The organism is Hylemonella sp. P2_B10, from assembly GCF_056404875.1.
The window spans coordinates 695,160-719,733 of the sequence record NZ_JBFUDE010000003.1 but is presented as its reverse complement, the minus strand read 5'-3'; the positions used below and the strand labels follow the sequence as shown (position 1 = coordinate 719,733).

General features: G+C 66.2%; 25 protein-coding genes. 20 read left to right on the top strand and 5 right to left on the bottom strand.

Features of this window, described 5'->3' with window-relative positions; all coding sequences use genetic code 11:
• Positions 1-35: 35 nt before the first annotated feature.
• The 6 genes from AC1DX2_RS15760 (at position 36) to AC1DX2_RS15735 (ending at position 7,988) form a co-directional block, all read left to right on the top strand.
• Positions 36-881, top strand: coding sequence for an SIR2 family NAD-dependent protein deacylase (locus AC1DX2_RS15760; protein WP_477197303.1), 846 nt, complete (start codon positions 36-38; stop codon positions 879-881).
• 122 nt (positions 882-1,003) lie between these two features.
• The gene (locus AC1DX2_RS15755) at positions 1,004-2,185 is read left to right on the top strand and encodes a hypothetical protein (RefSeq protein WP_477197302.1); all 1,182 of its coding nucleotides are present in this window, start codon (positions 1,004-1,006) and stop codon (positions 2,183-2,185) included.
• A 210-nt stretch (positions 2,186-2,395) separates the two neighbouring features.
• Positions 2,396-4,876 (top strand): bifunctional diguanylate cyclase/phosphodiesterase, encoded by a 2,481-nt coding sequence (locus AC1DX2_RS15750; protein ID WP_477197301.1) that lies wholly within the window; start codon positions 2,396-2,398, stop codon positions 4,874-4,876.
• A gap of 47 nt (positions 4,877-4,923) precedes the next feature.
• On the top strand, positions 4,924-6,738 hold the full coding sequence (locus AC1DX2_RS15745; RefSeq protein ID WP_477197300.1) for an AMP-dependent synthetase/ligase: 1,815 nt from the start codon (positions 4,924-4,926) through the stop codon (positions 6,736-6,738).
• 181 nt (positions 6,739-6,919) lie between these two features.
• Positions 6,920-7,519: an OmpW/AlkL family protein gene (locus AC1DX2_RS15740; protein ID WP_477197299.1), complete on the top strand. Its 600-nt coding sequence runs from the start codon at positions 6,920-6,922 to the stop codon at positions 7,517-7,519.
• A gap of 91 nt (positions 7,520-7,610) precedes the next feature.
• Complete coding sequence (locus AC1DX2_RS15735) at positions 7,611-7,988, top strand: TraR/DksA family transcriptional regulator (RefSeq protein WP_477197298.1); 378 nt, start codon at positions 7,611-7,613, stop codon at positions 7,986-7,988.
• A gap of 3 nt (positions 7,989-7,991) precedes the next feature.
• Here AC1DX2_RS15735 and AC1DX2_RS15730 read toward each other — a convergent pair whose 3' ends face one another.
• The 3 genes from AC1DX2_RS15730 to AC1DX2_RS15720 are packed head-to-tail and all read right to left on the bottom strand — an operon-like array spanning position 7,992 to position 9,064.
• Complete coding sequence (locus tag AC1DX2_RS15730) at positions 7,992-8,324, bottom strand: PspC domain-containing protein (RefSeq protein WP_477197297.1); 333 nt, start codon at positions 8,322-8,324, stop codon at positions 7,992-7,994.
• A gap of 54 nt (positions 8,325-8,378) precedes the next feature.
• A complete protein-coding gene (locus AC1DX2_RS15725) occupies positions 8,379-8,648 on the bottom strand; it encodes a hypothetical protein (protein WP_477197296.1) in 270 nt (89 codons plus the stop codon).
• Entirely contained in the window at positions 8,645-9,064 is a 420-nt protein-coding gene (locus AC1DX2_RS15720) for a hypothetical protein (RefSeq protein ID WP_477197295.1), read from the bottom strand. The genes AC1DX2_RS15725 and AC1DX2_RS15720 overlap by 4 nt, the downstream gene beginning before the upstream one ends.
• Positions 9,065-9,213: 149 nt before the next feature.
• Between AC1DX2_RS15720 and AC1DX2_RS15715 the strand changes: the two genes are divergently transcribed.
• From AC1DX2_RS15715 to AC1DX2_RS15675, 9 genes are all read left to right on the top strand, one after another.
• Positions 9,214-11,565 (top strand): heavy metal translocating P-type ATPase, encoded by a 2,352-nt coding sequence (locus AC1DX2_RS15715; RefSeq protein WP_477197294.1) that lies wholly within the window; start codon positions 9,214-9,216, stop codon positions 11,563-11,565.
• Positions 11,565-11,702: a cbb3-type cytochrome oxidase assembly protein CcoS gene (ccoS, locus tag AC1DX2_RS15710; protein ID WP_477197293.1), complete on the top strand. Its 138-nt coding sequence runs from the start codon at positions 11,565-11,567 to the stop codon at positions 11,700-11,702. Before AC1DX2_RS15715 ends, ccoS begins: the two co-directional genes overlap by 1 nt.
• 94 nt (positions 11,703-11,796) lie before the next feature.
• The gene (gene ccoN, locus AC1DX2_RS15705; protein ID WP_477197292.1) at positions 11,797-13,233 is read left to right on the top strand and encodes a cytochrome-c oxidase, cbb3-type subunit I; all 1,437 of its coding nucleotides are present in this window, start codon (positions 11,797-11,799) and stop codon (positions 13,231-13,233) included.
• A 19-nt stretch (positions 13,234-13,252) separates the two neighbouring features.
• On the top strand, positions 13,253-13,894 hold the full coding sequence (gene ccoO / locus AC1DX2_RS15700) for a cytochrome-c oxidase, cbb3-type subunit II (RefSeq protein WP_477197291.1): 642 nt from the start codon (positions 13,253-13,255) through the stop codon (positions 13,892-13,894).
• 17 nt (positions 13,895-13,911) lie between these two features.
• Positions 13,912-14,049 carry a cbb3-type cytochrome oxidase subunit 3 gene (locus tag AC1DX2_RS15695; protein WP_477197290.1) on the top strand — a complete coding sequence of 46 codons (138 nt, stop codon included), beginning with the start codon at positions 13,912-13,914 and terminating at the stop codon, positions 14,047-14,049.
• Positions 14,050-14,068: 19 nt separating this feature from the next.
• Positions 14,069-14,980, top strand: coding sequence for a cytochrome-c oxidase, cbb3-type subunit III (gene ccoP / locus AC1DX2_RS15690; RefSeq protein ID WP_477197289.1), 912 nt, complete (start codon positions 14,069-14,071; stop codon positions 14,978-14,980).
• A 34-nt stretch (positions 14,981-15,014) separates the two neighbouring features.
• Positions 15,015-16,478, top strand: a complete 1,464-nt coding sequence (gene ccoG / locus AC1DX2_RS15685) for a cytochrome c oxidase accessory protein CcoG (protein ID WP_477197288.1) — start codon at positions 15,015-15,017, stop codon at positions 16,476-16,478.
• 22 nt (positions 16,479-16,500) lie between these two features.
• Complete coding sequence (locus AC1DX2_RS15680) at positions 16,501-16,785, top strand: FixH family protein (protein WP_477197287.1); 285 nt, start codon at positions 16,501-16,503, stop codon at positions 16,783-16,785.
• Between the two features lie 26 nt (positions 16,786-16,811).
• Complete coding sequence (locus AC1DX2_RS15675; protein ID WP_477197286.1) at positions 16,812-17,102, top strand: hypothetical protein; 291 nt, start codon at positions 16,812-16,814, stop codon at positions 17,100-17,102.
• Between the two features lie 9 nt (positions 17,103-17,111).
• Here the strand turns inward: AC1DX2_RS15675 and AC1DX2_RS15670 are convergent, their stop codons facing one another.
• A complete protein-coding gene (locus AC1DX2_RS15670) occupies positions 17,112-17,777 on the bottom strand; it encodes a helix-turn-helix domain-containing protein (protein ID WP_477197702.1) in 666 nt (221 codons plus the stop codon).
• Positions 17,778-18,062: 285 nt separating this feature from the next.
• Between AC1DX2_RS15670 and hemN the strand changes: the two genes are divergently transcribed.
• From hemN to AC1DX2_RS15645, 5 genes are all read left to right on the top strand, one after another.
• Positions 18,063-19,460, top strand: a complete 1,398-nt coding sequence (gene hemN, locus AC1DX2_RS15665; RefSeq protein ID WP_477197285.1) for an oxygen-independent coproporphyrinogen III oxidase — start codon at positions 18,063-18,065, stop codon at positions 19,458-19,460.
• Positions 19,461-19,479: 19 nt separating this feature from the next.
• Positions 19,480-20,187 (top strand): sulfite exporter TauE/SafE family protein, encoded by a 708-nt coding sequence (locus AC1DX2_RS15660; RefSeq protein ID WP_477197284.1) that lies wholly within the window; start codon positions 19,480-19,482, stop codon positions 20,185-20,187.
• Between the two features lie 43 nt (positions 20,188-20,230).
• Complete coding sequence (locus AC1DX2_RS15655; protein ID WP_477197283.1) at positions 20,231-20,626, top strand: SirB2 family protein; 396 nt, start codon at positions 20,231-20,233, stop codon at positions 20,624-20,626.
• A gap of 131 nt (positions 20,627-20,757) precedes the next feature.
• A complete protein-coding gene (locus AC1DX2_RS15650; protein WP_477197282.1) occupies positions 20,758-21,513 on the top strand; it encodes a winged helix-turn-helix domain-containing protein in 756 nt (251 codons plus the stop codon).
• Positions 21,514-21,528: 15 nt separating this feature from the next.
• The gene (locus tag AC1DX2_RS15645) at positions 21,529-23,622 is read left to right on the top strand and encodes a PAS domain S-box protein (protein ID WP_477197281.1); all 2,094 of its coding nucleotides are present in this window, start codon (positions 21,529-21,531) and stop codon (positions 23,620-23,622) included.
• Positions 23,623-23,638: 16 nt separating this feature from the next.
• Here AC1DX2_RS15645 and AC1DX2_RS15640 read toward each other — a convergent pair whose 3' ends face one another.
• Positions 23,639-24,427, bottom strand: a complete 789-nt coding sequence (locus tag AC1DX2_RS15640) for a Crp/Fnr family transcriptional regulator (RefSeq protein ID WP_477197280.1) — start codon at positions 24,425-24,427, stop codon at positions 23,639-23,641.
• Positions 24,428-24,574: the final 147 nt, after the last annotated feature.

Below are 24,574 nucleotides of genomic sequence, written 5' to 3'. Positions count from 1 at the left end.
CGGCGCGAACATGCCATGGTGAAATACCCATCACCATGGACCTGTCCCCCACACTGGTTGAACAAGCTGCCGACCTGCTCACGCAGGCCGATGCGCTGATCATCACCGCCGGCGCGGGCATGGGCGTGGACTCCGGCCTGCCGGACTTTCGCGGTCGCACGGGCTTCTGGCAAGCCTACCCGGCGCTGGCGCAGGCGCGGCTGGACTTTGCCGAGGTGGCTTCGCCCGACACCTTTCACCGCGACCCGGCCCTGGCCTGGGGCTTCTACGGCCACCGTTTGCAGCTGTACCGCGCCTGCGTGCCGCATGCCGGCTTCGAGCTGCTGCTGAAATGGAGCCGGCGCATGCCGCTGGGGATGGCGGTGTTCACCAGCAATGTGGACGGTCAGTTCCAGCGCGCCGGTTTCACACCCCCACAGGTGCCTGTGCACGAGTGCCACGGCTCCATCCATTTCCTGCAGTGCCTGCAAGGTTGCTGCGACGACATCTGGCCGGCCGATGACTTCGTGCCGCAGGTGGATGTGGCGGCTTGCCGGCTGCTGAACACCCCTCCGGCATGTCCGCGCTGCGGCGGCCTGGCCCGGCCCAATGTGCTGATGTTTGGCGATTGGGACTGGCAAGAGGCACGCCAACAGCAACAGGCCCGCAGTCTGCAGACCTGGCTGGCGCGGGTGCAGCGCCCGTTGGTGGTGGAGCTGGGCGCAGGCACCACCATTCCGTCGGTACGTCACTTTGGCGAACACGTCGTGCGCGACCTGGGTGGCCGGCTGGTGCGCATCAACCCGCGTGAATACCAGGTGCCGTCGCGGCTGGACGTGGGGTTGGCGACCGGTGCGCTGGCTGGGCTGACGGCGATTGAGGCCGCACTCGAGCGCGGGTGAGGCACCCGTGGCACGCGCTGGCGAGATCGGGTCACCGCCACTGACACCCCGAAAACCGCTGCTCATCCCACACTTGCGCGCCAGCCATTGACCCGCAGCGTCCGGGTTTGTACCTTGAACGCATGAACACCCTGCCCTACTCCTTGCGTTTTGGTTTGGTGGCCCTGATGCTGGCGCCTGTCACGGCCTTGATTGCGCTGGCCGCGGCACCGCTGCCCCAGCCCGGCACGGTGTTGATCTTGCCGCCCGAGTCGCCGCGCTGGGAGCTGGAGGCCAACGCCAAGCCGGCCGAGTTTCTGGGCCGCAAGTGCCTGATGCTCAATGGCGGCGCTGCGGTGGTGCGCGACCTGGAGCTGCGTGACGGTGTGGTGGACGTGGACGTCGCCACACCGGCCGAGCGCGGGTTCTTCGGCTTCCAGTTCCGGTTGCAGGACGAGGGCGCCAATGGCGAGACCATCTACCTGCGCCAGCACAAGTCCGGCCTGGCCGACGCCATGCAGTACACCCCCATCCTGGGCACCGGGCTGAATTGGCAGTTGTACAGCGGGCCGGGCTTCACCGGCCCGGTGAACATTCCGCGCAACGAGTGGTTCCACCTGCGCCTCGTACTGGCCGGCGCCCAGGCGCAGCTGTATGTGAAGGACATGGACAAGCCGGCGCTGGTGATGTCGGACCTGAAGAGCGGCCTGCAACAAGGCCAGCTGGCGCTGTGGGTGCTGACCGGCGCCACCTGTTTCGCCAACATGCAGGTGCGCGCCACGGCGGACGTGCCTTGGCAGCGCCAGTGGCCGGCCATGCCGGCCGACGCGCTGACGCAATGGCAGCTGTCACCCGCCTACGACGTGCAAAAGCGCGACCCCGAGCAGGCGCTGAGCGCGGCCGACAGCCAGGCCATCAACTGGCAAACGGTGCAGGCCGAACCGCCGGGCCTGGTGCCCATCACCCGCTACCGCACCGCACCGCATCCGCGCGTGTCGTTCGCCAACGACTGGCGCAAGCGGCTGGACCCGCAACCCGGCGCGCAGCTGATCTATGCCCGCACGGTGGTGGACGCGGACCGCGAGCAGGTGCGCAAGCTGCTGCTGGGCTACAGCGACGAGGTCAGCGTGTTCCTGAACGGCCAGATCCTGTACCGGGGCCGCAGCGCGCAGTATTTCCGCGACCCGGGCTTCCTGGGCATCGTGGACGCGGAGAACGACGCCATATACCTGCCGCTGAAGAAGGGCCGCAACGAACTGCTGCTGGCGATCACCGAGCTGGGCGGCGGCTGGGGCTTCGTGGCCCGGCTGGAGCAGCCCCGCTGACAGCGGCCAGGCCGCGCCTGCACCCGGTTTGACATAGATCAAGCTGCGGGACGGCGGGACGGGTTAGATTTGTCGTTTGCCCTGTTCACAGGGTCTGCACCCGACCCGGGTTGAAGGCACCACACGGACGGCGCGTGGCGCAGGTATGGCCCGGGCTTTACACCGCACAGCCAGGAAAGGCGAGGCCCCGCGCTCGCCACGACGCCACGCATGACCAAGCCGCTACCCGCCGCCCCCGCCTGGATTCTGCTGACCCTGGCGCCGCCGCTGCTGTGGTGGGTGTCGCAGCCGCTCGGGCACGTGCCCATCGCGCCGCACCTGTTCCTGTTCGGCCACACCACCATGGAGTTGTTGGCCATCACGGTGGCGCTGCTGGTGTTCGCCACCGGGCACCGCGCCATGCCTTCGGCGCGCTCGGGGTGCGTACAGCTGCTGGGCCACGCTTTCCTGGGCGTGGCGGTGCTGGATTTCCTGCACGTGCTCAGCTACGTGGGCATGCCCAGCCTGGGCGCGCCCAACTCGCCGCAGAAGTCCATGCTGTTCTGGCTCTGGGCACGCACACTGGCGGCGCTGGCGCTGCTGAACTATGTGACTGGGCTGCGCCGGCCCGACATCTCCCGCGCCCACCGTCAGCGCGTCAGCACGGTCCTGTTTGCCGCTTTGGCGCTGCTGGCCCTGCTGGGCCTGAACACGCCCGAGCGCCTGCCCACCCTGTTCGTGCCTGGCCAGGGCCTGACGGCGCTGAAGATTGGCTGGGAGTGGCTGCTGAGCGCGCTGCATGCGCTGAGCCTGCTGTTGCTGTGGCGCGCCCGCCGCGAACTGGCGCCGGCCCTGCTGTGGCCGCTGGCCTTGGTCGCCAGTCTGTCCATCGCCTCCGAGTTGTTCCTCACGCTGCTGCGCCCGGTGGACCAGGAGGCCGCCAACGCGCTGGGCCACCTGTACAAGCTGGCGGCTTATGGCTACCTGTTCAAGGCCACCTTCGACGAAGCGCTGCGCCAGCCGCTGGAGGCGATACAGGCGCAGGAGCTGCGCGAGCGCATCATGCTGAACGCCGCGCCCGACGGCGTGGTGTGGGTGGCCCAGGACGGCCGCATCATCAGCACCAACCCGGCGATGGAGGCGCTGTCGGGCTACCCGGCGGCGCAGCTGGTGGGCACCAATGTGTCGATGTTCCTGCCTGAGCATCTGCGCCAGCGCCACGCCACCAACATGCGCGCCTTCTTCACCGAACCGCAGACGCGCGGCATGAGCGGGCTGGACCTGAAGCTGATGCGCCGCGACGGTAGCTCAGTGCCGGTGGACATCGCGCTGGGCCACTGGGCCGGCGCCGGCCAGACCTTTGCCGTGGCCTATGTGCGCGACATGACCAGCCGCAAGGAGCTGGAGGCCTCGTTGCGCCACCAGGCGTCGCACGACGAACTCACCGGGCTGCCCAACCGCTGGTTCTTTCACCTGCAACTGGGCCAGGCGCTGGTGCGCGCCGAGCGCGCCGGCCTGCAAGTGGCTGTGCTGCTGCTGGACCTGGACCATTTCAAGAGCGTCAACGACAGCTTCGGCCACGCGGTGGGCGACACATTGCTGGTGCAGGTGGCGCAGCGGCTGCGCGCGGCGCTGCGCGAGAACGACACCATGGCACGCCTGGGGGGTGACGAATTCGCCATCCTGCTGACCGACCTGTGCAACGTGGACGAGGCGGTCAACGTGGCGGTGAAGCTGATGGCCGAGATGCAGCACCCCTACCCGGTGGCCGGACACGTGCTGCACTCTGGCGGCAGCCTGGGCCTGGCCTTTTACCCCAACGACGCCACCGACACCGAAACCCTGCTGCGCTACGCCGACATGGCCATGTACCAGGCCAAGGGGGCCGGACGCGGTGGCTACGCCTGCTATTCGCCGCAGATGGACCAGCAGGTGCGCGAGGACATGCAACTGCACAACCGGCTGAAGGAGGCGCTGCGCCAGGGGACGCTGGCGCTGCACTACCAGCCGCAGGTGGACGTGCGCAGCAACCGCGTGGTGGGCGCCGAGGCGCTGCTGCGCTGGCACGACGCCGAACTGGGCCCGGTGCCGGCATCGCGCATGGTGGCGGTGGCCGAGGCCACCGGGTTGATCATGCCGCTGTCCGAGTGGGTGCTGGAGCAGGCCTGCCTGCAGATCGCCAGCTGGCACCGGCAGGGCACGCCGGTGCGCGTGGCAGTGAACTTCTCGGCCCAGCAGTTCCGCCAGCGCAACCTGCCCGAGCGCGTGAGTGCGGTGCTGGCGCGAACCGGCGCGCCGGCCCACCTGCTGGACATCGAGATCACCGAGTCCATGGCGATGACGCAGACCGAGCAGGCCCAGGCACAGATTTCGGCGCTGGTGGCGTTGGGCTGCAGCGTGGCGCTGGACGATTTCGGCACCGGCTACTCGTCACTGGCCTACCTGAAGGCACTGCCCGTCAGCAAGCTGAAGATCGACAAAACCTTCATGGACGGCGTGCCCGACGACGCCGACGACGCCACGCTGTCGCACGCCATCATCGCGCTGGCCCATAATCTCAGGCTGACGCTGGTGGCCGAAGGCGTGGAAACGCAGGCGCAGCTGGATTTTCTGCGCCAACACGGCTGCGAAACCTACCAGGGCTGGTTATTTGCCAAGGCAATGGACGCACAGCAATTCAGCCGCTACCTGGACGCAACCGCGCCCGCCTGAAGCGCCGGCCGGCGAGGCTGGCGCCTGGCTTTTGGATTTGACGACTCATGAACTTTCCCACACCCCTGCAGGCGCAGACCCTGCCCGAACTGCTGGCCGCCCGCGTGGCCGCCACCCCCAACGCCCCGGCTTACCGCGAATTCGACACAGTTAGCGGCGCCTGGCTGACCTTCAGCTGGCAAGACATGGCGCAGCGCGTGGCGCGCTGGCGCGACGCACTGGCTGGCTTGCAACTGCCCGCCGGTGCGCGCGTGGCCATGCTGGTGCCCAACAGCGTGGATGGCGTGTGCCTGGACCAGGCCGCGCTGCGCTTGAGCCTGGTGATCGTGCCGCTGCACGAGCTGGACAACCCCGGCAGCGTGGCCTACATCCTGGCCGACAGCGAAGCCGCCTGCCTGCTGGTGAACACGGCTGCCCAGTGGCAGGCAATTGCCGCCACGGGCACCGCACTGCCCGGGCTGCGCTGCGTGGTCTGCCGCAGTGGTGCGGCTGCACAGGATGCCAACGCTACGCCACCGGTGCTGGCCCTGGCAGACTGGCTGGCCCGCGCCAACGTATCGGCAGCCGACAGCGCTCCAGGCCCGGCGTCGGACGACCTGGCCACCATCGTCTACACCTCCGGCACCACCGGCAAACCCAAGGGCGTGATGCTGACACACCGCAACGTGGTGGCCAACGTGCAGGCCACACTGCAGCGGGTGGCGCCGACGCCGGACGACCTGTTCCTGTCCTTCTTGCCGCTGTCGCACACGTTCGAGCGCACCGCCGGCTACTACCTGCCCATCGCGGCCGGCTGCTGCGTGGCTTTCGCACGCTCAGTGGCGCTGTTGGCCGAAGACATGAAGACGCAGCGCCCGACCATCCTGATCTCGGTGCCGCGCATCTACGAGCGGGTGTATGCCAAGCTGCAGCAGACACTGGGCAGCGGGCTGAAGGCCTGGTTGTTCGAGCAAGCGCAGGCGGTGGGCTGGCGGCGCTTTCGCCGCGCCCAACACCTGCCGCTGACCGGCACGGATGCCAACGCCAGCGAACTGCTGGACAACCTGGCCTGGCCACTGCTGAAGGGCCTGGTGGCCAGCAAGATCCAGGCCGCATTTGGCGGCCGCCTGCGCGTGGCCGTCAGCGGCGGCGCGCCGCTGTCGCCCGCCATTGCACGCTGCTTCCTGGGGCTGGAGGTGCCGGTGCTGCAGGGCTATGGCATGACGGAAACCTCTCCCGTGGTGGCAGCCAACACGCCGCAGGACAACGACCCGGCCACCGTGGGCCGCGCGCTGCCCGGCGTGGAGGTGAAGCTGGGCGACAACGCCGAGCTGCTGGTGCGCGGCCCCAGCGTGATGCGTGGCTACTGGAAACGGCCCGAGGACACCGCGCGCGTGCTCAGCCCTGAGGGCTGGCTGAGCACAGGCGACCAGGCCAGCATCGACGACGGGCGCATCAGCATACGCGGGCGCATCAAGGAGATCATCGTCACCTCCACCGGCGAGAAGATCGCGCCGGCCGATGTGGAACTGGCCATCACGTCGGATGACCTGTTCACGCAGGCCTACGTGGTGGGCGAAGGCCGGCAGTTCATTGCCTGTGTGGTGGTGCTGGACGCCGCGCAGTGGCCCACCTGGGCTGCCGCGCAGGGAGCCACTGCCGATGCCGCCAGCCTCAGCTTGCCTGCACTGCAAAAGGCGGCGCTGGAGCGCATTCGCACGGCGTGCAAGGATTTTCCGCACTACGCGGTGCCGCGCGCGGTAACCCTGTCGCTGGAACCGTGGACGATGGAGAACGCGTTGATGACGCCGACACTGAAGCTCAAGCGCAACAACCTGGCCAAGCATTTCGAGCTGGCGATAGAGGCCATGTACAAGCGCTGAGACGCGGGCCGTCGCTCACAGCGTGGCGCGGGCCGCCAGAAGTTTGATCTGGCGCAAACTCCACTGCTGCAGCGCAGCACCCGCCACATCACCTTTGACCCAGGTCAGCCCGGGCAGGCGTTGATCGGGCTCCAATAACGCACAGGGACATCCCCTGTTGTGTCAATGAATGGAGTACCTCATGAAGAAAAAAATCCTGGCCGCCGCCGTGCTGGCCGCCTGCGCCCTCGCTTCCACCGCCACGCTGGCGCAAACCACGGCCGATGGCCCCTGGCTGGTGCGCGTACGCGCTGTGAACCTGAACAGCGCCAACGACGATTCCACCGGCCTGGGCCTGAGCATCAACAACAAGACCATCCCCGAGGTGGACATCAGCTACTTCTTCAACAAGAACGTGGCGGTGGAGCTGGTGCTGACCGTGCCGCAAGGACACACGCTGAGTTCCAAGGGCGCACCCATCGGCTCGCTGGACCACCTGCCGCCCACGCTGACGCTGCAATACCATTTCGACGGCGGCGGCGTGAAGCCCTATGTGGGCGCCGGCGTCAACTTCACGCGCTTCAGTTCTGTCAACCTGCCCGCTGGCATTGACATCAAGCGCGACAGCTGGGGTGGCGCACTGCAGGTGGGCCTGGACATCCCGCTGACCAAGACCATGGTGTTGAACTTCGACCTGAAGAAGGTGTACCTGGGCACCGACGTGTCCTCCAAGGGCACCAACCTCGGCAGCTTCAAGGTGGATCCGGTGCTGGCCGGTGTAGGCCTGGGCTGGCGCTTCTAAGCTCTGGTGCAGGTGCCAGCTTGATCCCGGTCAAGCCGGTACACCGAATGGGGCCACACAATGGCCCCATCTTTTTTGGCAAGAGGTGTTCATGAAAACTTACGACAACAGCATGGCCAGACAGTTCGGTGACCTGTTGGACCAACGTGAGGCCGAGTTGCGCGCGCTGGCGCAAGGCAGCCAGGATCTGGGCGACGCCCAGGCGCAAGCTGTGGCCCACGAAGTCTCAGACCAGAAAGACGCTGCCGCCCGCAGCGCTGACAACGCCGTGCTGCAAGCCCAGTCGGACCACGCCACCCAGGAGCTGCAGTTGGTACAGGCCGCTCGGCTGCGGTTGGAACTGAAGGAATACGGTCGCTGCCTGGAATGCGGTGAGGCCATTGATGTTCGCCGTCTGACGGCCATGCCGGCCGCGCCCTATTGCACCCAGTGCCAGACCCGCCACGAGACCACTCACGCGGTCAGTTGAGCGTCACAAAAGCGCGCCGGCGCTGTCCTGTGCGGGCACGAATATCCACAGCAATATGTAGACCACCACGCCGCTGCCGCCGGCCAGCAGGGCGAGCGCGAACAGCAGGCGCCAGACCCAGGAATCCACGCCGGTGGCGACGGCCAGGCCACCGCACAGGCCACCCAGCCAGCGATCGGTTTGCGATCGGCGCAGCTGGTTGATGACCGGCGAAAAGCCGCCGCCAGCCGACAGGCCCGCAATCAAACGGGCCTTGGCCTGGGAGAATTCTTCAGCGCTCAGCGCCCCGCGTTCGTAAAGCTGTTCGAGGCGTGTCAGCTCTTGGGTCAGTGTCATGTCGGATCCTCCTGGGCCATCACAGCCCGCATGATGAGCACCGTGCCTGCGCAGTCAGCCGCGAACTTCGGTCGGTGCTCCCAACGCCAGCAACATCGTCTTACGTCCCAGCAGCAGTGAGCGCTCAGTCATGCCTGCCAGCAAGCCGGCCTGCAGCGCGACCAGCTGCACGGGATTTTGCGCTTGGAAAGCCGTGGCGGCAAAGCTGCACAGGCTGGCCACGGTCTCTCGGCAAAACTCCATCTGGGCGGCCAACAGCAAATCCAAGCTGAACGCCGATGCCGGATCTGTCTCACCGCGCGGCGGTAAGCTGGTGGCCATCACGATGTGCTCGGCGCCAACTGGTCATGCGCTGGACCGCGGTTCAGCAGTGCGGGGTCCAACGCCATGCGGTCAAAGCCGCTGAAATACTTGCGCGCCAACGCCACCAACTGGCCTTCGCTGGGGTGGTCCGACAGGCTGGAGCCAACGATGACCTTGGCAACTGCCGGCTGATGCACGGCGCACCAGACGCGAAACTTGTCATGCGCCTGGCCGGGACCGGTGAGCAGCACTTCATGCGTGCCGGCCAATCTGGCGGCGATATCGGCATAAAAGCCGGGTTCGTCATGGCTCTTGCCCTGGTGCGAGGCGTGGCTGTGCGACCGCACCTTGACGGATTCGCTGTGCTCCTTGTCGAACATCACGACCTGGGCTTGCTGCTGGTCCATCCAGACGATGGCGTGAAACGTGGAGGGCATAAAACGGATTCCTTGGCTGGGCGGTTGTGATGCCAGGATGATCCCGGCTGCGGCGCCCTCCGTCGTTGACACAGATCAAGCGCAGCGCATCTGCCACCCGATTGATCTGAATCAAGCGTGACACCCAGGCTGAACGGGACACTGCAGGCATGTCATCCTTCAGCTTGGCCTCTACCGCCCTGCCCGCACCGCCCTGGCCCCAGAGCGGTGTCCAGGACACCAGCCAGGCCGGGCAGCCAACGCCGCTGGACGACCCGCGCGAGTGGGACGCCTTCAGTCGTCCACGCAAGGACCACCCCGACCAACTGGAATCCAGCGTGGCGGTGGAAGGCATGCACTGCGCCGCCTGCTCATTGACGGTGGAGCAAGCGCTGCTGGGTGTGCCCGGCGTGGTGGCTGCCAGCGTCAGCGCCAGCGGCCAGCGCGCGCAGGTCACTTGGCGACCCGCTCAGGTGCTGCCCTCGGGCTGGATGCAGGCGGTGGCCATGGCCGGCTACCGACTCGTCCCATTGCAGGACAGCGGCGCGCGCGCACGCCGCCAGGCCGACACCCGCCAGGCGTTGTGGCGCTGGGGAGTGGCCGGCCTGGGCATGATGCAGGTGATGATGTACGCCTACCCGGCCTACATCGCGCAGCCAGGCGAGATACCCGGTGAGCTGGAGCAGTTGCTGCGCTGGGCGTCCTGGGTCATCAGCTTGCCCGTGCTGCTGTTTTCCTGTGGTCCCTTCTTCCGCCAGGCCTGGCGCGACCTGCTGCAGCGCCGCGTCAGCATGGACCTGCCAGTGGCGCTGGGCATTGCCATCACCTTCGCCATCAGCACCGTGGGCACGTTCGAACCGCTGGGGCCATTCGGCCACGAGGTGTATTTCGACTCGCTGACCATGTTCGTGTTCTTCCTGCTCAGCGGGCGCTGGTTGGAACTGAGGCTGCGCGACCGCACTGCCGGCGCACTGGAAGCGCTGATCAGCCGCCTGCCGGATGGCGTGGAGAGGCAGTGCGCCGACGGCAGCTTCGAGCGCGTGGCCGCACGCCGCGTGGTGGCAGGCGATGTGCTGCGCGTACACGCTGGTGAGACCTTCGTGGCGGACGCTTTGGTACAAAACGGACACACGCAGGTGGATGAAGCCCTGCTCACCGGCGAGTCGCAGGCCGTGCACAGGGGGCCCGGCGCCAGCGTTGTGGCGGGCAGCCACAACCTGAGCGGCACGGTGCTGGTGCAGGTGTTGCGCGCCGGCCAGGCGACACGCTTTGCCCAGATCGTCAGCCTGATGGAATCGGCCGCCGCCAGCAAACCGGCCGCCGCCCGACTGGCCGATGCGCTGGCCCGGCCTTTCCTGCTGGCGGTGCTGGCAGCTGCGGCCTTGGGCGCTGCATGGAACTGGGGCCAGGGCCCTGCCCATGCGCTGATGGTGGCGGTGGCCGTACTGGTGGTGACTTGTCCTTGCGCGCTGTCGCTGGCGGCGCCGGCGGCGTTGCTGGCCAGTGCAGGCGCGCTGGCACGCCAGGGCATCTGGGTGCGCCGACTGCAGGCGTTGGAGACGCTGGCGACAGTGGACACCGTGGTGTTTGACAAGACCGGCACGCTGACCGAGGAGGCCATGAACGTGGGAGCCATCCACACGCGCGCCGGCGTGACACCACAACAGGCGCTGGCCATGGCTTGCGCGCTGGCAAAGCATTCACTGCACCCGGTTTCGCGCGCGCTGTGTGCTGCTGCACCGGGCGAGGTCCAACCAGCATGGCACTGCGCCCACGTCGTGGAGCTGACCGGACGCGGCCTGCGCGGCATCGCACATGGCAACACGCAGACGGCGGCACTTCGCCTGGGCACCGCTACATTTTGTCGCGTGCAACGGGCGCCGCCCACCACCGGCACCTGCGTCCACCTCAGCGACCGCAGTGGCTGGCTGGCCAGCTTCGACATCGCCGAACGGCTGCGCCCGCAGGCCGCGCAGGCGGTGGAGGCACTGCGGCAAGACGGCGTGACGGTGCGGCTGATGTCAGGCGACACACCGCAAGCGGTGGCGCCCGTGGCCGCGGCGGCCGGCATCCGTGACATGCAGGCGCAGTGCTCACCGGACGGCAAGCTGGCTTTGCTGCGCCAATTGCAGGCGCAAGGTCATCGGGTCGCCATGGTGGGCGACGGCTTGAACGACGGCCCAGTGCTGGCCGGCGCCGAAGTGTCCTTCGCCTTCGGCCGCTCTGTGCCGCTGGCCCAGGCCCAGGCCGACGTGGTGATGCCCGGCGGCCGGCTGATGGATGTGGCCCACACGCTGCGCCGCGCCCGCAGCGCGGTGGCCGTGGTGCGGCAGAACCTGGTCTGGGCGCTGGTCTACAACGCCGCTTGCGTGCCCCTGGCCATTGTGGGCTGGCTGCCCGCCTGGCTGGCGGGGCTGGGCATGGCTGGCAGTTCGCTGCTGGTGGTGCTCAACGCCGCGCGACTGGCGACCTCGCTGTCGACGGAAGGCGCTGCCACGTCACTGCCGCTGGAGAACCCCTGATGGACATCCTGTTCCTGCTGCTGCCGCTGTCGGTGGTGCTGGTGTTTTTCATTCTGGGCGCCCTGTGGTGGGCCATCGACCGCGGTCAGTTCGAAGACATCGAGGCCGAAGGTGAACGCATCCTTTCAGATCCCTGACAAGGCGCCTATCTGCGCCGCGCTTGACGTGCATCAAGCCGGTTTGGAGGCCCAGCATCCACACTCGCTCCATGGCTAATTTCAAGAGGTCACCGTGAACTTTTCAAACTCCAAAGCGACCGCCTTCAACGACACCGTGGTCCGCCAATTCGCCGTCATGACCGTTGTCTGGGGCGTGGTGGGCATGCTGGTGGGGGTGATCATCGCCGCCCAACTCACCTGGCCCGAGTTGAACCTCGGCATCCCCTGGCTGAGCTACGGCCGGTTGCGGCCCTTGCACACCAATGCGGTCATCTTCGCCTTCGGCGGCTGCGGCCTGTTCGCCTCGGCCTATTACGTGGTGCAACGCACCTGCCAGGTGCGGCTGTTCGGCGACAAGCTGGCGGCCTTCACGTTCTGGGGCTGGCAACTGGTCATTTTGGCGGCCGCCATCTCGCTGCCACTGGGCTACACCCAGGGTAAGGAATACGCCGAGCTGGAGTGGCCGATCGACATCCTGATCACGCTGGTGTGGGTGTCCTTCGCCATTGTCTTCTTCGGCACCATTGGCACGCGCAAGGTGCGCCACATTTATGTAGCCAACTGGTTCTTCGGCGCCTTCATCCTCGCGGTGGCGATACTGCACCTGGTCAACAGCGCAGCCATCCCCGCGGAGTTCATGAAGTCCTACTCGGCCTACGCCGGCGTGCAGGACGCCATGGTGCAGTGGTGGTACGGGCACAACGCGGTGGGCTTCTTCCTGACCGCCGGTTTCCTGGGGATGATGTACTACTTCATCCCCAAGCAGGCCGAGCGCCCGGTGTACAGCTACCGCCTGTCCATCGTGCACTTCTGGGCACTGATCTTCACCTACATGTGGGCCGGCCCGCACCACCTGCACTACACCGCGCTGCCGGACTGGGCACAGTCGTTGGGCATGGTGTTCTCGCTGATCCTGCTGGCGCCCAGCTGGGGCGGCATGATCAACGGCATCATGACGCTGTCGGGCGCCTGGCACAAGCTGCGCGACGACCCCATCCTGCGCTTCCTGATTGTCTCGCTGTCCTTCTACGGCATGAGCACCTTCGAGGGGCCGATGATGTCCATCAAGACCGTCAACGCGCTCAGCCACTACACCGACTGGACCGTGGGCCACGTGCACTCCGGCGCCCTCGGCTGGGTCGGCCTGGTGACCATGGGCTCCATGTACTACCTGATCCCGCGCCTGTTTGGCCAGAAGCAGATGTACAGCGTCAAGGCCATTGAGCTGCACTTCTGGGTGGCGACGATCGGCATCGTCATCTACATCGCGGCCATGTGGATCGCCGGCGTGATGCAGGGCCTGATGTGGCGCGCAGTGAACCCGGACGGCACGCTGACCTACACCTTCGTCGAGTCGGTCAAGGCCACCTACCCGTTCTACATGCTGCGCTTCCTGGGCGGCCTGCTGTACCTGAGCGGCATGCTGATCATGCTGTGGAACACCCTGAAAACCATGGGCGCCGGCCACGCCGCCCCGGTCAACGTGCCGGCCGTCGCCGCGCACGCCTGAGAACTGAAGGAACCTGCATATGGCATCCGACAACACATCCTCCTCGGCGGGCTCGACGGGCTTCACCCACGAGAAGATCGAGACCAACAACTTCCTGATGATCGTGCTCATCCTGCTGGTGCTGCTGGTGGGCGGCATGGTGGAGATCGTGCCGCTGTTCTTCCAGAAGTCCACGACGCAGCCGATTGCCGGCGTGAAGCCGTACAGCGCGCTGCAGCTGGCCGGGCGCGACATCTACGTGCGCGAGGGCTGCTACAACTGCCACTCGCAGATGATCCGGCCCTTCCTGTCAGAGACGCTGCGCTACGGCCACTACTCGGTGGCCGGCGAGTCGGTGTATGACCACCCCTTCCAGTGGGGCAGCAAGCGCACCGGGCCGGACCTGGCCCGCGTGGGCGGCAAGTACAGCGACGAGTGGCACCGCATCCACCTGACCAACCCGCGCGACCTGGTGCCCGAATCCAACATGCCGGCCTACCCCTGGCTGGAGAAGACGTTGGTGGACGCCCAGTCCATGCCGGCCCACATGAAGGCGCTGCGTACCGTGGGCGTCCCTTACACCGACGAGCAGATCGCCAAGTCGGTGGAGGAGGTCAAAGGCAAGACTGAGCTGGAAGCCACCATTGCCTATCTGCAGGTGCTGGGCCTGGCACTGAAGTGAACCCGGAGATACACACCATGGACGTCAATACCCTGCGCATCCTCGCCACTGTGGCCAGTTTCCTGTGCTTCGTGGGCATCATGGCCTGGGCCTGGTCGGCTCGCCGCCAGGCCGACTTCAGCCAAGCCGCCAACCTGCCTTTCGAGCAGGACTGACCCCCACCAAGGACTTCACATGAGCGACTTCACAAGTGATTTCTGGTCCGTCTATGTGGCGGCCATTTCCGTCATCAGCATCCTGGCCTGCCTGCTGCTGCTGATCATCAGCGGCCGGATCCGCGTCGCCGATCGGGGTGACAACACCACCGGCCACGTGTGGGACGGTGACCTGCGCGAGATGAACAACCCGCTGCCGCGCTGGTGGATGTGGCTGTTCGTGATCACCATCGTTTTTTCCGGCATCTACCTGGCGCTGTACCCCGGCCTGGGCACCTTCGCCGGCAAGCTGGGCTGGACCGAAATCGGTGAATACCAGGCCGAGGTGAACAAGAACAACCAGGCTATCGCCCCCATCTACGCCCGCTTCACCGCCATGAAGGTGGAAGACGTCGCCCGCGACCCGCAGGCGCGCGCCATCGGCGAGCGCCTGTTCATGAACAACTGCGCCCAGTGCCACGGCTCGGATGCACGCGGCTCCAAGGGGTTCCCGAACCTCACGGATTCCGACTGGCTGCATGGCGGCGCGCCGGAGGCCATCCACAAGACCATCCTTGAGGGCCGCACCGGCATGATGCCGCCCATGGGCGCGGCAGTGGGCAGCGCCGATGACGCGAAGAACGTTGCGCACTATGTGCTCAGCCTGTCCAAGAGCCCGCACGACTCACTGCGTGCCGCGTTGGGCAAGTCCAAGTTCACGGCCTGCGCCGCCTGCCACGGCATGGATGGCAAGGGCAACGCGGCCCTGGGCGCGCCCAACCTGACCGACGACATCTGGCTGCACGGCTACGGCGAGCAAGCCATCATCAACATGATCAACAACGGCAAGACCAACCAGATGCCGGCGCAGACAGCCAAGCTGACGGCGGCGCAGATCCATGTGCTGACCGGCTACGTCTGGGGTTTCTCCAACGGCGCGCCGGCGCGCTGAGATTCCTGCCCCCCGACACGCCCCTTTTCACCCCATGTCCGTCCCGCGAAAAATCATCCCCATCCGGCCGGTGGCGGTCGACCACCAGCCACCCGCCAACGATGCCGCGGGTGGCGATGGCGACGTGATGGTCTCGCTGTACGAGGCGCAGAAGAAAATCTACCCGCGCAGCGTCAGTGGCCTGTTCGCGCGCTGGCGCTGGGTGCTGGTTTGGCTGACGCAACTGGTGTTCTATGGTCTGCCCTGGCTGCAATGGGGCCAGCGCCAGGCGGTGCTGTTCGACCTGGAAGCGCGGCGCTTCTACATCTTCAACCTGGTGCTGTACCCGCAGGACTTCATCTACCTGACGGGCATCCTGGTGATCTCGGCGCTGTCGCTGTTCCTGTTCACTGCGGTGGCCGGGAGGCTGTGGTGCGGCTACGCCTGTCCGCAGACGGTGTACACGGAAATATTCCTGTGGATCGAGCGCCACACCGAGGGTGACCGTTCGGCCCGCATGCGCCGCGACGCCGCTCCCTGGACAGCGGACAAGCTGCTGCGCCGGTCGACCAAGCACGGGCTGTGGTTGGCGCTGGCATTCTGGACCGGTTTCACGTTTGTCGGCTATTTCACGCCCATTCACACGCTGGGCAACGAGTTGCTGCACCTGGGCCTGGGCCCATGGGAGACCTTCTGGGTGCTGTTCTACGGCCTGGCCACCTATGGCAACGCCGGCTTCCTGCGCGAGCAGGTGTGCAAGCACATGTGCCCCTATGCGCGCTTCCAGAGCGCCATGTTCGACAAGGACACGCTGATCGTCACCTACGACACCCAGCGTGGCGAACCGCGCGGCGCGCGTTCGCGCAAAGCCGATCCGTTGACCCTGAACCTGGGCGCCTGCGTCGATTGCACGCTGTGCGTGCAGGTCTGCCCCACCGGTATCGATATTCGCAACGGCCTGCAGTACGAATGCATTGGCTGCGGCGCCTGCGCCGACGTCTGCGACACGGTGATGGACAAGATGGGCTACGCGCGCGGCCTGGTCAAGTACTCCACCGAAAACGCCGTCAACCAGCGGTGGAGCCGCGCGCAGACCTGGCGCCACGTGTTGCGGCCGCGCGTGCTGGTCTACAGCGCTATTCTGGGCGCGGTGGTGCTGGCGCTGCTGACCGGACTGGCGTTGCGCCCGCCCTTCAAGGTGGACGTGGTGCGCGACCGCGCGACGCTGGCACGCATCGTCAGCGGCGGCCAGTTGGAAAACATTTACCGCCTGCAAGTCATGAATGCGCGTGAGTCCGCCCAGGCCTTCCGCATCACAGTGCAAGGCCTGCCGGGCCTGCGCGTGGCCTCGGACAGCGAATTCAGCATAGATTCCGCCCAGGCCCGTTGGGTGGTGGTGCGGGTGCAGGCGCCGTACGAAGGTGCGCCGCCCGGCTCACACCCCATACGTTTTGAGATCACGGCGCCCCAAATGCCAGCGACCGTGGTGGAGAAATCGGTATTCATCGTTCCCCGTTGAGAGACCTTAAAAGGAGACCATCATGAACGCACGCGCCACGCCCGCCAGCTCAGCCACCCCAGCCCCCGCACCCTGGTGGCGTTATGGTCACGTATGGCTGGTGATTTCCGGCCCCGCCCTTGTCGTGGTGGCCAGCTTCCTGACGCTTTACCTGGCCGTAACCCGGGGCGACCCCTTGGTGGACGAGCGCTACTACCAGTCGGCCGACAGCGTGGGCGATCAATCCACCAAAGCGCTGGCACTGGCGCCGGCCATGCAAGCGCGCAACCACGCCGCCACCGGCGTGCTGCCACCGGCCAAGCACTGAGCCTCGACACCAAAAGGTCACCCTCCATGCTGCAACAACGCCTGATGTGGATTGCCTGGCCTGCCTTTTTGATGGCGGGCGTGCTGGAGATGGGGGTGTTCGCCATGGTGGACCCGCAAGACCTGCACTGGATGGGCCAGCCGCTGGAATTGTCGCGCCAGGCCATTTACACCGTGAGTTTTTTCGGCTTCTGGGGGGTGACCGCACTGTCTTCAGCACTGACCACGCTTCTGGCGGCTTCGCCTTTCGAGATCAACCGCTGTCCGGTGGCGCCCCATGAACGCCCGGATGCCTGCGCGAAGGACGGCAACTGCTGAGTCGCCGTTTCAGGAGCAGGCTGTGTCCGAGTTGACGATTTCGCGCAGCGCGCCAATGTCCAGAATGCGGATGTGCCGCTGGCGCACCTGCACCACACCCTCGTCGGCCAGCTTGGAGAAGGTGCGGCTCACCGTCTCCAGTTTCATGCCCAGGTAGCTGCCCATTTCCTCGCGCGTCATGCGCAGCACCAGCTCAGACTGCGAGAACCCGCGCGCATGCAGTCGCTGCACCAGATTCAGCACGAAGGCGGCGATGCGCGCTTCGGCGCGCATGCTGCCCAGCAGCAGCATCACGTCGTTCTCTCGCACAATCTCCCGGCTCATGATCTTATGCACATGGCGCTGCAGGCCGGTGATCTCGCGTGACAGGTCCTCAATGCGGTCAAACGGCATCACGCACACCTCAGCATCCTCCAGCGCCACGGCGTCGCAGGTATGGCGGTCGTGGACAATGCCGTCCAGCCCCATCACCTCGCCAGCCATCTGGAAGCCGGTAACCTGGTCACGCCCCCCCTCAGAGGCCACGCAGGTCTTGAAGAAGCCGGTGCGTATGGCGTACAGGTTGGAGAAAGCTTCGCCATTGCGAAACAGCACACCGCCCCGGCGCACCTTGCGCCGGACGGAGACGACGGAGTCCAGTCGGTTCAATTCATCCTGGCTCAAGCCCAGCGGCATGCACAATTCGCGCAAATTGCAGTTGGAACAAGCCACCTTGATGGCTTGGCGGGTGATGGGGACAGGCGCAGAGGCTGACTTCGCAGCCCCGGGGATGTGCTGCAGCACATGACAGTCCGGATCCAGCGGGGTGGCCGGGGTTTCTGGGTCATGGGGTGCGCGTTTCTTGAGCATGTTGGTCCTCTGATACAGGTCAATTGTCCGGGCCGGCACTCGCAGTCCAGTTGACGTAAATCAAGCGCCGCGCCAGCCGCATGGGGCACAGTCACCCCATCCCCTGGAGCGATGATGACCGTAGCCACTTCCCCTGTTTCCACTGAATTGCTGCGCCGCTTTGATGTACCTGGCCCGCGCTACACCTCCTACCCCACGGCGGACCGTTTCGTCGAGGCCTTCACGGCCGATGACTACGCCTCTGCGCTGAAACACCGGCGCAGCGGCAGCGGTGCCAAGGCCCTGCCGCTGTCGCTGTACCTGCACATCCCGTTTTGCGAATCGCTGTGCTACTACTGTGCCTGCAACAAGATCATTACCAAGCACCACGAACGCGCCGCCGAGTATCTGCGCTACCTGGGTCGCGAGATGGACCTGCACACCGCGTTGATAGGCACCGGCCAAGCGGTCAGCCAGTTGCATCTGGGCGGCGGCAGCCCCACCTTTCTCAGCGACGCCGAGCTGCGCGAATTGATGGCGATGCTGCGGCGTAATTTCTCGCTGGTGCCGGGCGGCGAATACTCGATCGAAGTGGACCCGCGCACCGTGGATACCGGCCGGCTGGAGGTGCTGGCCCAGCTGGGCTTCAACCGCCTGAGTTTCGGCGTCCAGGATTTCGACCCCGCCGTGCAAAAGGCGGTGCATCGCGTGCAGCCCGTCGAACAGGTGGCCGCGCTGATGGACGCGGCGCGCACCATAGGCTTCGAATCGATCAACATGGACCTGATCTACGGCCTGCCGCAGCAGACGCCCGAGTCCTTCGCACGCACGCTGGCCCAGGTGGTGGACCTGCGGCCCGACCGCATCGCGCTGTATGCCTATGCCCACCTGCCCGAGCGCTTCAAGCCGCAGCGGCGCATCATCACCATCGAGCTGCCCGGCGCCCCGGCCAAGGTGGCCATGCTGCAGCAGTCGCTCACCGCCTTCCTGAACGCTGGCTATGTGTATGTGGGCATGGACCATTTCGCGCTGCCCACCGACGCACTGGCCATCGCCAAACGCCAGGGCCGACTGCACCGCAACTTCCAGGGCTACAGCACCCAGCCCGACTGCGACCTGATCGCCCTGGGTGTGTCCGCCATCGGCCGCATTGGCGCCACCTACAGCCAGAACGCCAAAACGCTGGCGGAATACTATGACGCGCTGGACCATGGCCACTTCCCCACCAACCGCGGGCTGGCGCTGTCGCGCGACGACCTGGTGCGCCGCGGCGTCATCATGGCACTGATGTGCCAGGGGCAACTGCAATTCGAGTCCATTGAGCTGGCCTACCTGGTGGACTTCAAGAACTACTTCGCCAAGGAACTGGAGCGCCTGAAGGCGTTGGAAGACCAGGGTCTGGTGCAGCTGGATGACTGCGGCATCCAGGTCACGCCGCAGGGCTGGTACTTTGTGCGCGGTGTGGCCATGGTGTTCGACAAGTACCTGCAAATGGACAAAACGCGGGCACGCTTTTCCAAGATCATCTAGACCCCGGCCGGTCATCACCATGCAGACCTCACTGGCAGTCACCGCATTGTTGATGGGCCTGGTGGGCGGCCCGCATTGCCTGGCCATGTGCGGCGCCGCCTGCGCCGGGCTGGGTCAGGCGGCGGGGCCCGGACGATCAACCCGCACACTGCTGGCATTTCAGGCCGGTCGCATTGCCGGCTACTCGGCTTTGGGCGCATTGGCCGCCGCCTCGGTGCACGGCTTTGGCTGGCTGGCGGCGCAATCGGTTGCACTGCGCCCTCTGTGGTCGATGTTCCATGTGGCGGCACTGGCGCTGGGCTTGGTGCTGCTGTGGCAGGCCCGACAGCCGGTGTGGCTGGATCAAGGTGCGCGCCGCGTTTGGGGGCGCGCTCGTTCGTTGGGCCTGGGCTTTGGCAAAGGGCTTGGAGATGGTGCCCCGTTGGTGCTGGGCATGCTGTGGGCGCTGCTGCCCTGCGGCTTGTTGTATTCGGCGCTGCTGGTGGCGGCCCTGGCCAACAGCGTGGCGTCCGGCGCCCTGGTGATGGCCTTGTTTGCCTGCGGCACCGCCGTCACCATGACGGCGGGACCGTGGCTGTGGCTGCGCCTGCGGCGCCAGGACCTGCGCGCCACCGGTGGTCAGTGGGGCGTGCGCCTGGCCGGCGCCGCGTTGGCCGTCAGCTCGGCCTGGGCCTTGTGGATGGCGCTGGCGCACGACGTCGCGCCCTGGTGCGCCACACCTGCCTGAGTGCAAGACCAGGAGCACCCGGCCCTGCGCTTACCATGACGGTATGGACTATGACACTGTCAAGCTAGTACACCAAAGCGCCGTAGCCCTGTCGGTCGGCGGCTTTTTCGTACGCGGCCTGGGCGCGCTGTCTGGCGCCGCCTGGGTACAAAAGCGCCTGGCCAAGTCGCTGCCCCAGGTGGTGGACACGGTGCTGCTGCTGTCCGCGCTGACGCTGGCCTGGCTGGCGCAACTGACACCCGACCGCGCCCCCTGGCTGCTGGCCAAGGTCATCGGGCTGGTGCTCTACATCGCTCTCGGCATGGTGGCGCTGCGCCCTGGCCGCCCTCTGGCGGTGCGCTGCGTGGCTTTCCTGGCTGCCCTGGCGACTGTGGGGTGGATCATTTCCGTGGCCATCTTGAAGTCCCCCTGGGGTGCGCTGGCACTGCTGGCGCACTGACAATTGAACCGCTTCCGCGCCAGTGAGCACATGCTCATTTGGCGACAAATGCGCGAAAAGAAGCCCGCCTCCATGCGACTTGGATAAACTGGGGCCCCGCGCATCTCGCGCAAGGGAGGAGTTTGCACAACATGGCTGCGCCGGCCCCGGCCTCACACATTGCCGTTCTGGACGACGAGGTGGACATCACGTCGTTGCTGGCTAACTATATGAAAAGCCACGGCTTTCGCGTCACCCAACTGCACAACGGTGCGGCATTGATGGCATTGATGGCAACAGACCCGCCGGCACTGGTGTTGCTGGACCTGGGCCTGCCAGGTGAAGACGGTTTCTCGATCGCCCGGCAATTGCGTGAGCATTGGAGGTGCGGTCTGGTCATCGTGACCGGTCGGGGTGACGCGGTGGACAAGGTGGTCGGCCTCGAAGTGGGCGCCGATGACTATGTCACAAAGCCCTTTGATTTGCGCGAACTGGTGGCACGCGTGAAGGCCGTGTTGCGACGCATGACGCCAAACGTCCCTCTTGCTGCACCGGCTGAATCCGACCCCCCGGCCGTCGTAGCCGCACGCGACAAGCTCCGCTTTGCCGGCTGGGAGCTGGACACGGCGGCGCGCCGGTTGCTGAGCCCCCAGCGCCAGGATGTGGCGCTGACCACCGGCGAATTCGATCTGCTGTGCGCGCTGGCCCAGCACCCAGGGCGGGTGCTGTCGCGCGACTTCCTGTTGGAACTGACGCGTGGGCGCGAGGCGGCGCCCTTTGACCGCACCATTGACGTGCAGGTTGGCCGCCTGCGCAAGAAACTGGAAACCGACCCGGAAGACCCGCAGCTGATCAAATCGGTACGCGGCGCCGGCTATATCTTCGTGCCCGTCGTCAACGCGGACTGAACCATCCGCCAAGCCATGAGCCCACCCAACACAGAGCTGCCCCCACTGCCGGCACTGCCCGAAGGCATCAAGCAGGACACCGTGTTTCGCTCGCTGTTCTTTGCTTACCCAGACGCCTTGCTGGTGGTGGACCAGGCCGGCAGCATTGTGCTGGCCAACCCGTCGGCGGCTACGCTGCTGGGCTATGCCCCGGATGAGCTGACCGGCAGGGGCGTGGACGAGCTGGTGCCCGACAGCATACGCCCGCGCCACGCGGCCTATCGCGGCGCCTATGCAAATGCACCACGCACCCGGCCCATGGGCACGCAGATGGAACTGGTGGCCAAGCGCAAGGACGGCAGCGAAGTGGTGGTGGAGATCGCCTTGAGCCCACTGCAGGGCCAAGGCCTGCCTTTCGTGGTGGCGGCGATACGCGACATCGGCGCCTACCCGCGCGTCAAGCAGGCCTTGCAGCGCGCACACTACAGCGAACACCTGGCACAACTGGGCCGCATCGCCGTGGACGCGCGCGATCCGCAGGTGGTGCTGGACCAGGTGCCGGCGCTTGCGGCCCAGGCGCTGCACGCCGAGGTGGCCATGGTGTTCCTGCTGGAAGGCAACCGGCAGGAGTTTCGCGTCGCCAGTGGCGTGGGCATGGTGGACGGCGAGTTTCTGGGGGCGCGCGTGCCCAACCGCCCCGACACGCCGCCGGGCTTCGTGCTGGCGCAGGGCATGCCGGTGATCATTGCCGACTACCGGCAGGAACAGCGCTTCAAGGTGCCGCAGGCCTACCTCGATGCTGGATTGGTCAGCGCCATCGCGGTGCCCCTGATGGACCGGGGGCGGGTATTCGGCGCACTGACCGTGCGCTCGCGGTCAGCCGACCGCTTTGGCGACGACGAACGTCGCTTCCTGGAATCCATGAGCAACCTGCTGGCCACCAGCCTGCAGCGCGCCCAGAGCGAAGAGGCGTTGAACCATGCACAGCGATTGGAGAGCGTGGGCCAACTGACCGGGGGAATCGCCCATGACTTCAACAACCTGTTGACCGTGATCCAGGGCAACCTGCAGGTGCTGGAGGAACTGCCGGCACTCGTCGCGGACGACTACGCGCAGCAACTGGTGGCAGCAGCCACCCGTGCCAGCAAACGCGGCGCCGAGCTGACCAGCAAGCTCTTGGCCTTTTCGCGCCGCCAGGTGCTCCAACCCAGCGCGGTGAACACCAGCGCGCTGCTGCATTCTCTGGCCGACATGCTGCGCCGCACGCTGGACCAGCGCATACGCATCGAAGTGGACGCTGCGGCCAACTGCCCGCCGGTGCTGGCAGACCCGGGACAGCTGGAGTCGGCGCTGCTGAACATCGCCATCAACGCGCGCGACGCCATGCCCGAAGGTGGCACGCTGCGCTTTCGCGCCCAGGGCCACGCCACTCTGCCACCGGAACTGCGCGGAGAATTGGACGACCCCAGCGCCTCCCACATGCATTTTGTCGCCATCAGCATCAGCGACAGTGGCATTGGCATGCCTGAGGAAGTGCGCGAACGCGCTTTCGAGCCCTTCTTCACCACCAAGGAGGCCGGACGAGGCACAGGCCTGGGGTTGAGCACGGTCTATGGTTTCGTGAAGCAGTCGCGCGGTGCCATCACCATCCTCAGTACACCGGGCGAAGGCACCACGGTGGTTCTCTACATCCCCATGCCATGGGCTGCGCAACAGAAGCCAGATGAAGATGATTCACCGGCCGAAAGCATACCGCCCGGCCTGAAAGTGCTGCTGGTGGAGGACGATGCCGAAGTGCGGGCCGTGGCGCTGGCCTTCCTGCGGGCGTTGCGATGTGAAGTGGCAGCGGTGGCCAACGCAGAACAGGCGCTGCTGACCCTGGGTCAGCCCGGTGACTTTGACCTGCTGCTGACCGACATCGCACTGGGCCCGGGCATGCGCGGTACCCAGCTGGCGGCTAAGGCACAGGGCTTGCGCCCTGGCCTGGCCATTTTGCTGATGTCGGGTTTCTCCGCCGAATTACTGGATGCGGACCGCAACGCCCCGCTGGACTGGGAGCTGCTGCGCAAACCCTACTCTCGCAACGAGCTGGTCTCGGCCATCGCGCGGGTGCTGAAGCAGCAGACTTGATCCGCGCCACGCCCACTCAGTGCAGCACGGCGCCAGCGCGCGGCAGGCAGGCCTGGATGTAATCGTTCAGCGCCTGAATGCAGGGGATCTGCACATCACGGCGGCCTTTTTCGACGAACTGGATCAGCTGGTCGCGCGCCAGCTTGGTCAGCGAGCGGCTGACGGTCTCGATCGTCATGCCCAGGTAGTTGCCGATCTCGGCGCGCGACATGCGCAGCGTGAACTGGTCAGAACGCATGCCGCGGCTGGACAGCGCCTCGGCCCAGTAGCGCAGGAAATCAGCCACGCGGGCATCCGCCGGCATGGTGCACACCGACATCATGGAATCGCGGTCGCGCGTCAGCTCGCGGCTCATGGCCTCGTGCATCAGCTTGAGCAGCGCCGGCTTGGCGGTGTAGGCGTTCAGCAGGTCCTCGTAGCGAATCACCCAGACCTCACCGGTGTCCATGGCCACAGCGTCGCAGCCGTATTGGCCATTGGCGATGCCGTCAAAGCCCAGCCAGTCACCGCGGAACTTCAGGCTGGCCACCTGCTCACGGCCATCGGCCGACAGGTTGATGATCTTGACGAAACCAGAGTTCAGCACGTACAGGTTGGCAAAACGCTCACCGGCCTGGTAGAGGCTCTCGCCCTCGCGCACCACACGGCGCTGAATCGCGATGTTGTCGCTCAGCAGCTTCAGCATGTCGGCGATGCGCGTGCCGGTGCGGTCTGTGGCGCCGGTGTCTCGGCTGACAGCCGGCGACCGCAGGGAAAGGGCCACGGTGCGCTGGCGGGACGGTGTGGCGGTGGCGGTGTTCAACATGGCTGGCTCCTTGAGGGCGGGATGATGGTGTGGCGATGGATGAATGCTAGACAGCGCCATGCAACCCACTGAGAACAGCCGGCATCACTCGGTAACAGTGCGTGAACGGTTTGTGTCAAAACGGAAACAGCACGGATTCCGGCGCCG

Bases quoted from the DNA above. Each gene is read 5' to 3' on its own strand.
- AC1DX2_RS15760 (WP_477197303.1), top strand. From the start codon at position 36: ATGGACCTGTCCCCCACACTGGTTGAACAAGCTGCCGACCTGCTCACG.
- AC1DX2_RS15755 (WP_477197302.1), top strand. From the start codon at position 1,004: ATGAACACCCTGCCCTACTCCTTGCGTTTTGGTTTGGTGGCCCTGATG.
- AC1DX2_RS15750 (WP_477197301.1), top strand. From the start codon at position 2,396: ATGACCAAGCCGCTACCCGCCGCCCCCGCCTGGATTCTGCTGACCCTG.
- AC1DX2_RS15745 (WP_477197300.1), top strand. From the start codon at position 4,924: ATGAACTTTCCCACACCCCTGCAGGCGCAGACCCTGCCCGAACTGCTG.
- AC1DX2_RS15740 (WP_477197299.1), top strand. From the start codon at position 6,920: ATGAAGAAAAAAATCCTGGCCGCCGCCGTGCTGGCCGCCTGCGCCCTC.
- AC1DX2_RS15735 (WP_477197298.1), top strand. From the start codon at position 7,611: ATGAAAACTTACGACAACAGCATGGCCAGACAGTTCGGTGACCTGTTG.
- AC1DX2_RS15730 (WP_477197297.1), bottom strand. From the start codon at position 8,324: ATGACACTGACCCAAGAGCTGACACGCCTCGAACAGCTTTACGAACGC.
- AC1DX2_RS15720 (WP_477197295.1), bottom strand. From the start codon at position 9,064: ATGCCCTCCACGTTTCACGCCATCGTCTGGATGGACCAGCAGCAAGCC.
- AC1DX2_RS15715 (WP_477197294.1), top strand. From the start codon at position 9,214: ATGTCATCCTTCAGCTTGGCCTCTACCGCCCTGCCCGCACCGCCCTGG.
- ccoS (WP_477197293.1), top strand. From the start codon at position 11,565: ATGGACATCCTGTTCCTGCTGCTGCCGCTGTCGGTGGTGCTGGTGTTT.
- ccoO (WP_477197291.1), top strand. From the start codon at position 13,253: ATGGCATCCGACAACACATCCTCCTCGGCGGGCTCGACGGGCTTCACC.
- AC1DX2_RS15695 (WP_477197290.1), top strand. From the start codon at position 13,912: ATGGACGTCAATACCCTGCGCATCCTCGCCACTGTGGCCAGTTTCCTG.
- ccoP (WP_477197289.1), top strand. From the start codon at position 14,069: ATGAGCGACTTCACAAGTGATTTCTGGTCCGTCTATGTGGCGGCCATT.
- ccoG (WP_477197288.1), top strand. From the start codon at position 15,015: ATGTCCGTCCCGCGAAAAATCATCCCCATCCGGCCGGTGGCGGTCGAC.
- AC1DX2_RS15680 (WP_477197287.1), top strand. From the start codon at position 16,501: ATGAACGCACGCGCCACGCCCGCCAGCTCAGCCACCCCAGCCCCCGCA.
- AC1DX2_RS15675 (WP_477197286.1), top strand. From the start codon at position 16,812: ATGCTGCAACAACGCCTGATGTGGATTGCCTGGCCTGCCTTTTTGATG.
- AC1DX2_RS15670 (WP_477197702.1), bottom strand. From the start codon at position 17,777: ATGCCGCTGGGCTTGAGCCAGGATGAATTGAACCGACTGGACTCCGTC.
- hemN (WP_477197285.1), top strand. From the start codon at position 18,063: ATGATGACCGTAGCCACTTCCCCTGTTTCCACTGAATTGCTGCGCCGC.
- AC1DX2_RS15660 (WP_477197284.1), top strand. From the start codon at position 19,480: ATGCAGACCTCACTGGCAGTCACCGCATTGTTGATGGGCCTGGTGGGC.
- AC1DX2_RS15655 (WP_477197283.1), top strand. From the start codon at position 20,231: ATGGACTATGACACTGTCAAGCTAGTACACCAAAGCGCCGTAGCCCTG.
- AC1DX2_RS15650 (WP_477197282.1), top strand. From the start codon at position 20,758: ATGGCTGCGCCGGCCCCGGCCTCACACATTGCCGTTCTGGACGACGAG.
- AC1DX2_RS15645 (WP_477197281.1), top strand. From the start codon at position 21,529: ATGAGCCCACCCAACACAGAGCTGCCCCCACTGCCGGCACTGCCCGAA.
- AC1DX2_RS15640 (WP_477197280.1), bottom strand. From the start codon at position 24,427: ATGTTGAACACCGCCACCGCCACACCGTCCCGCCAGCGCACCGTGGCC.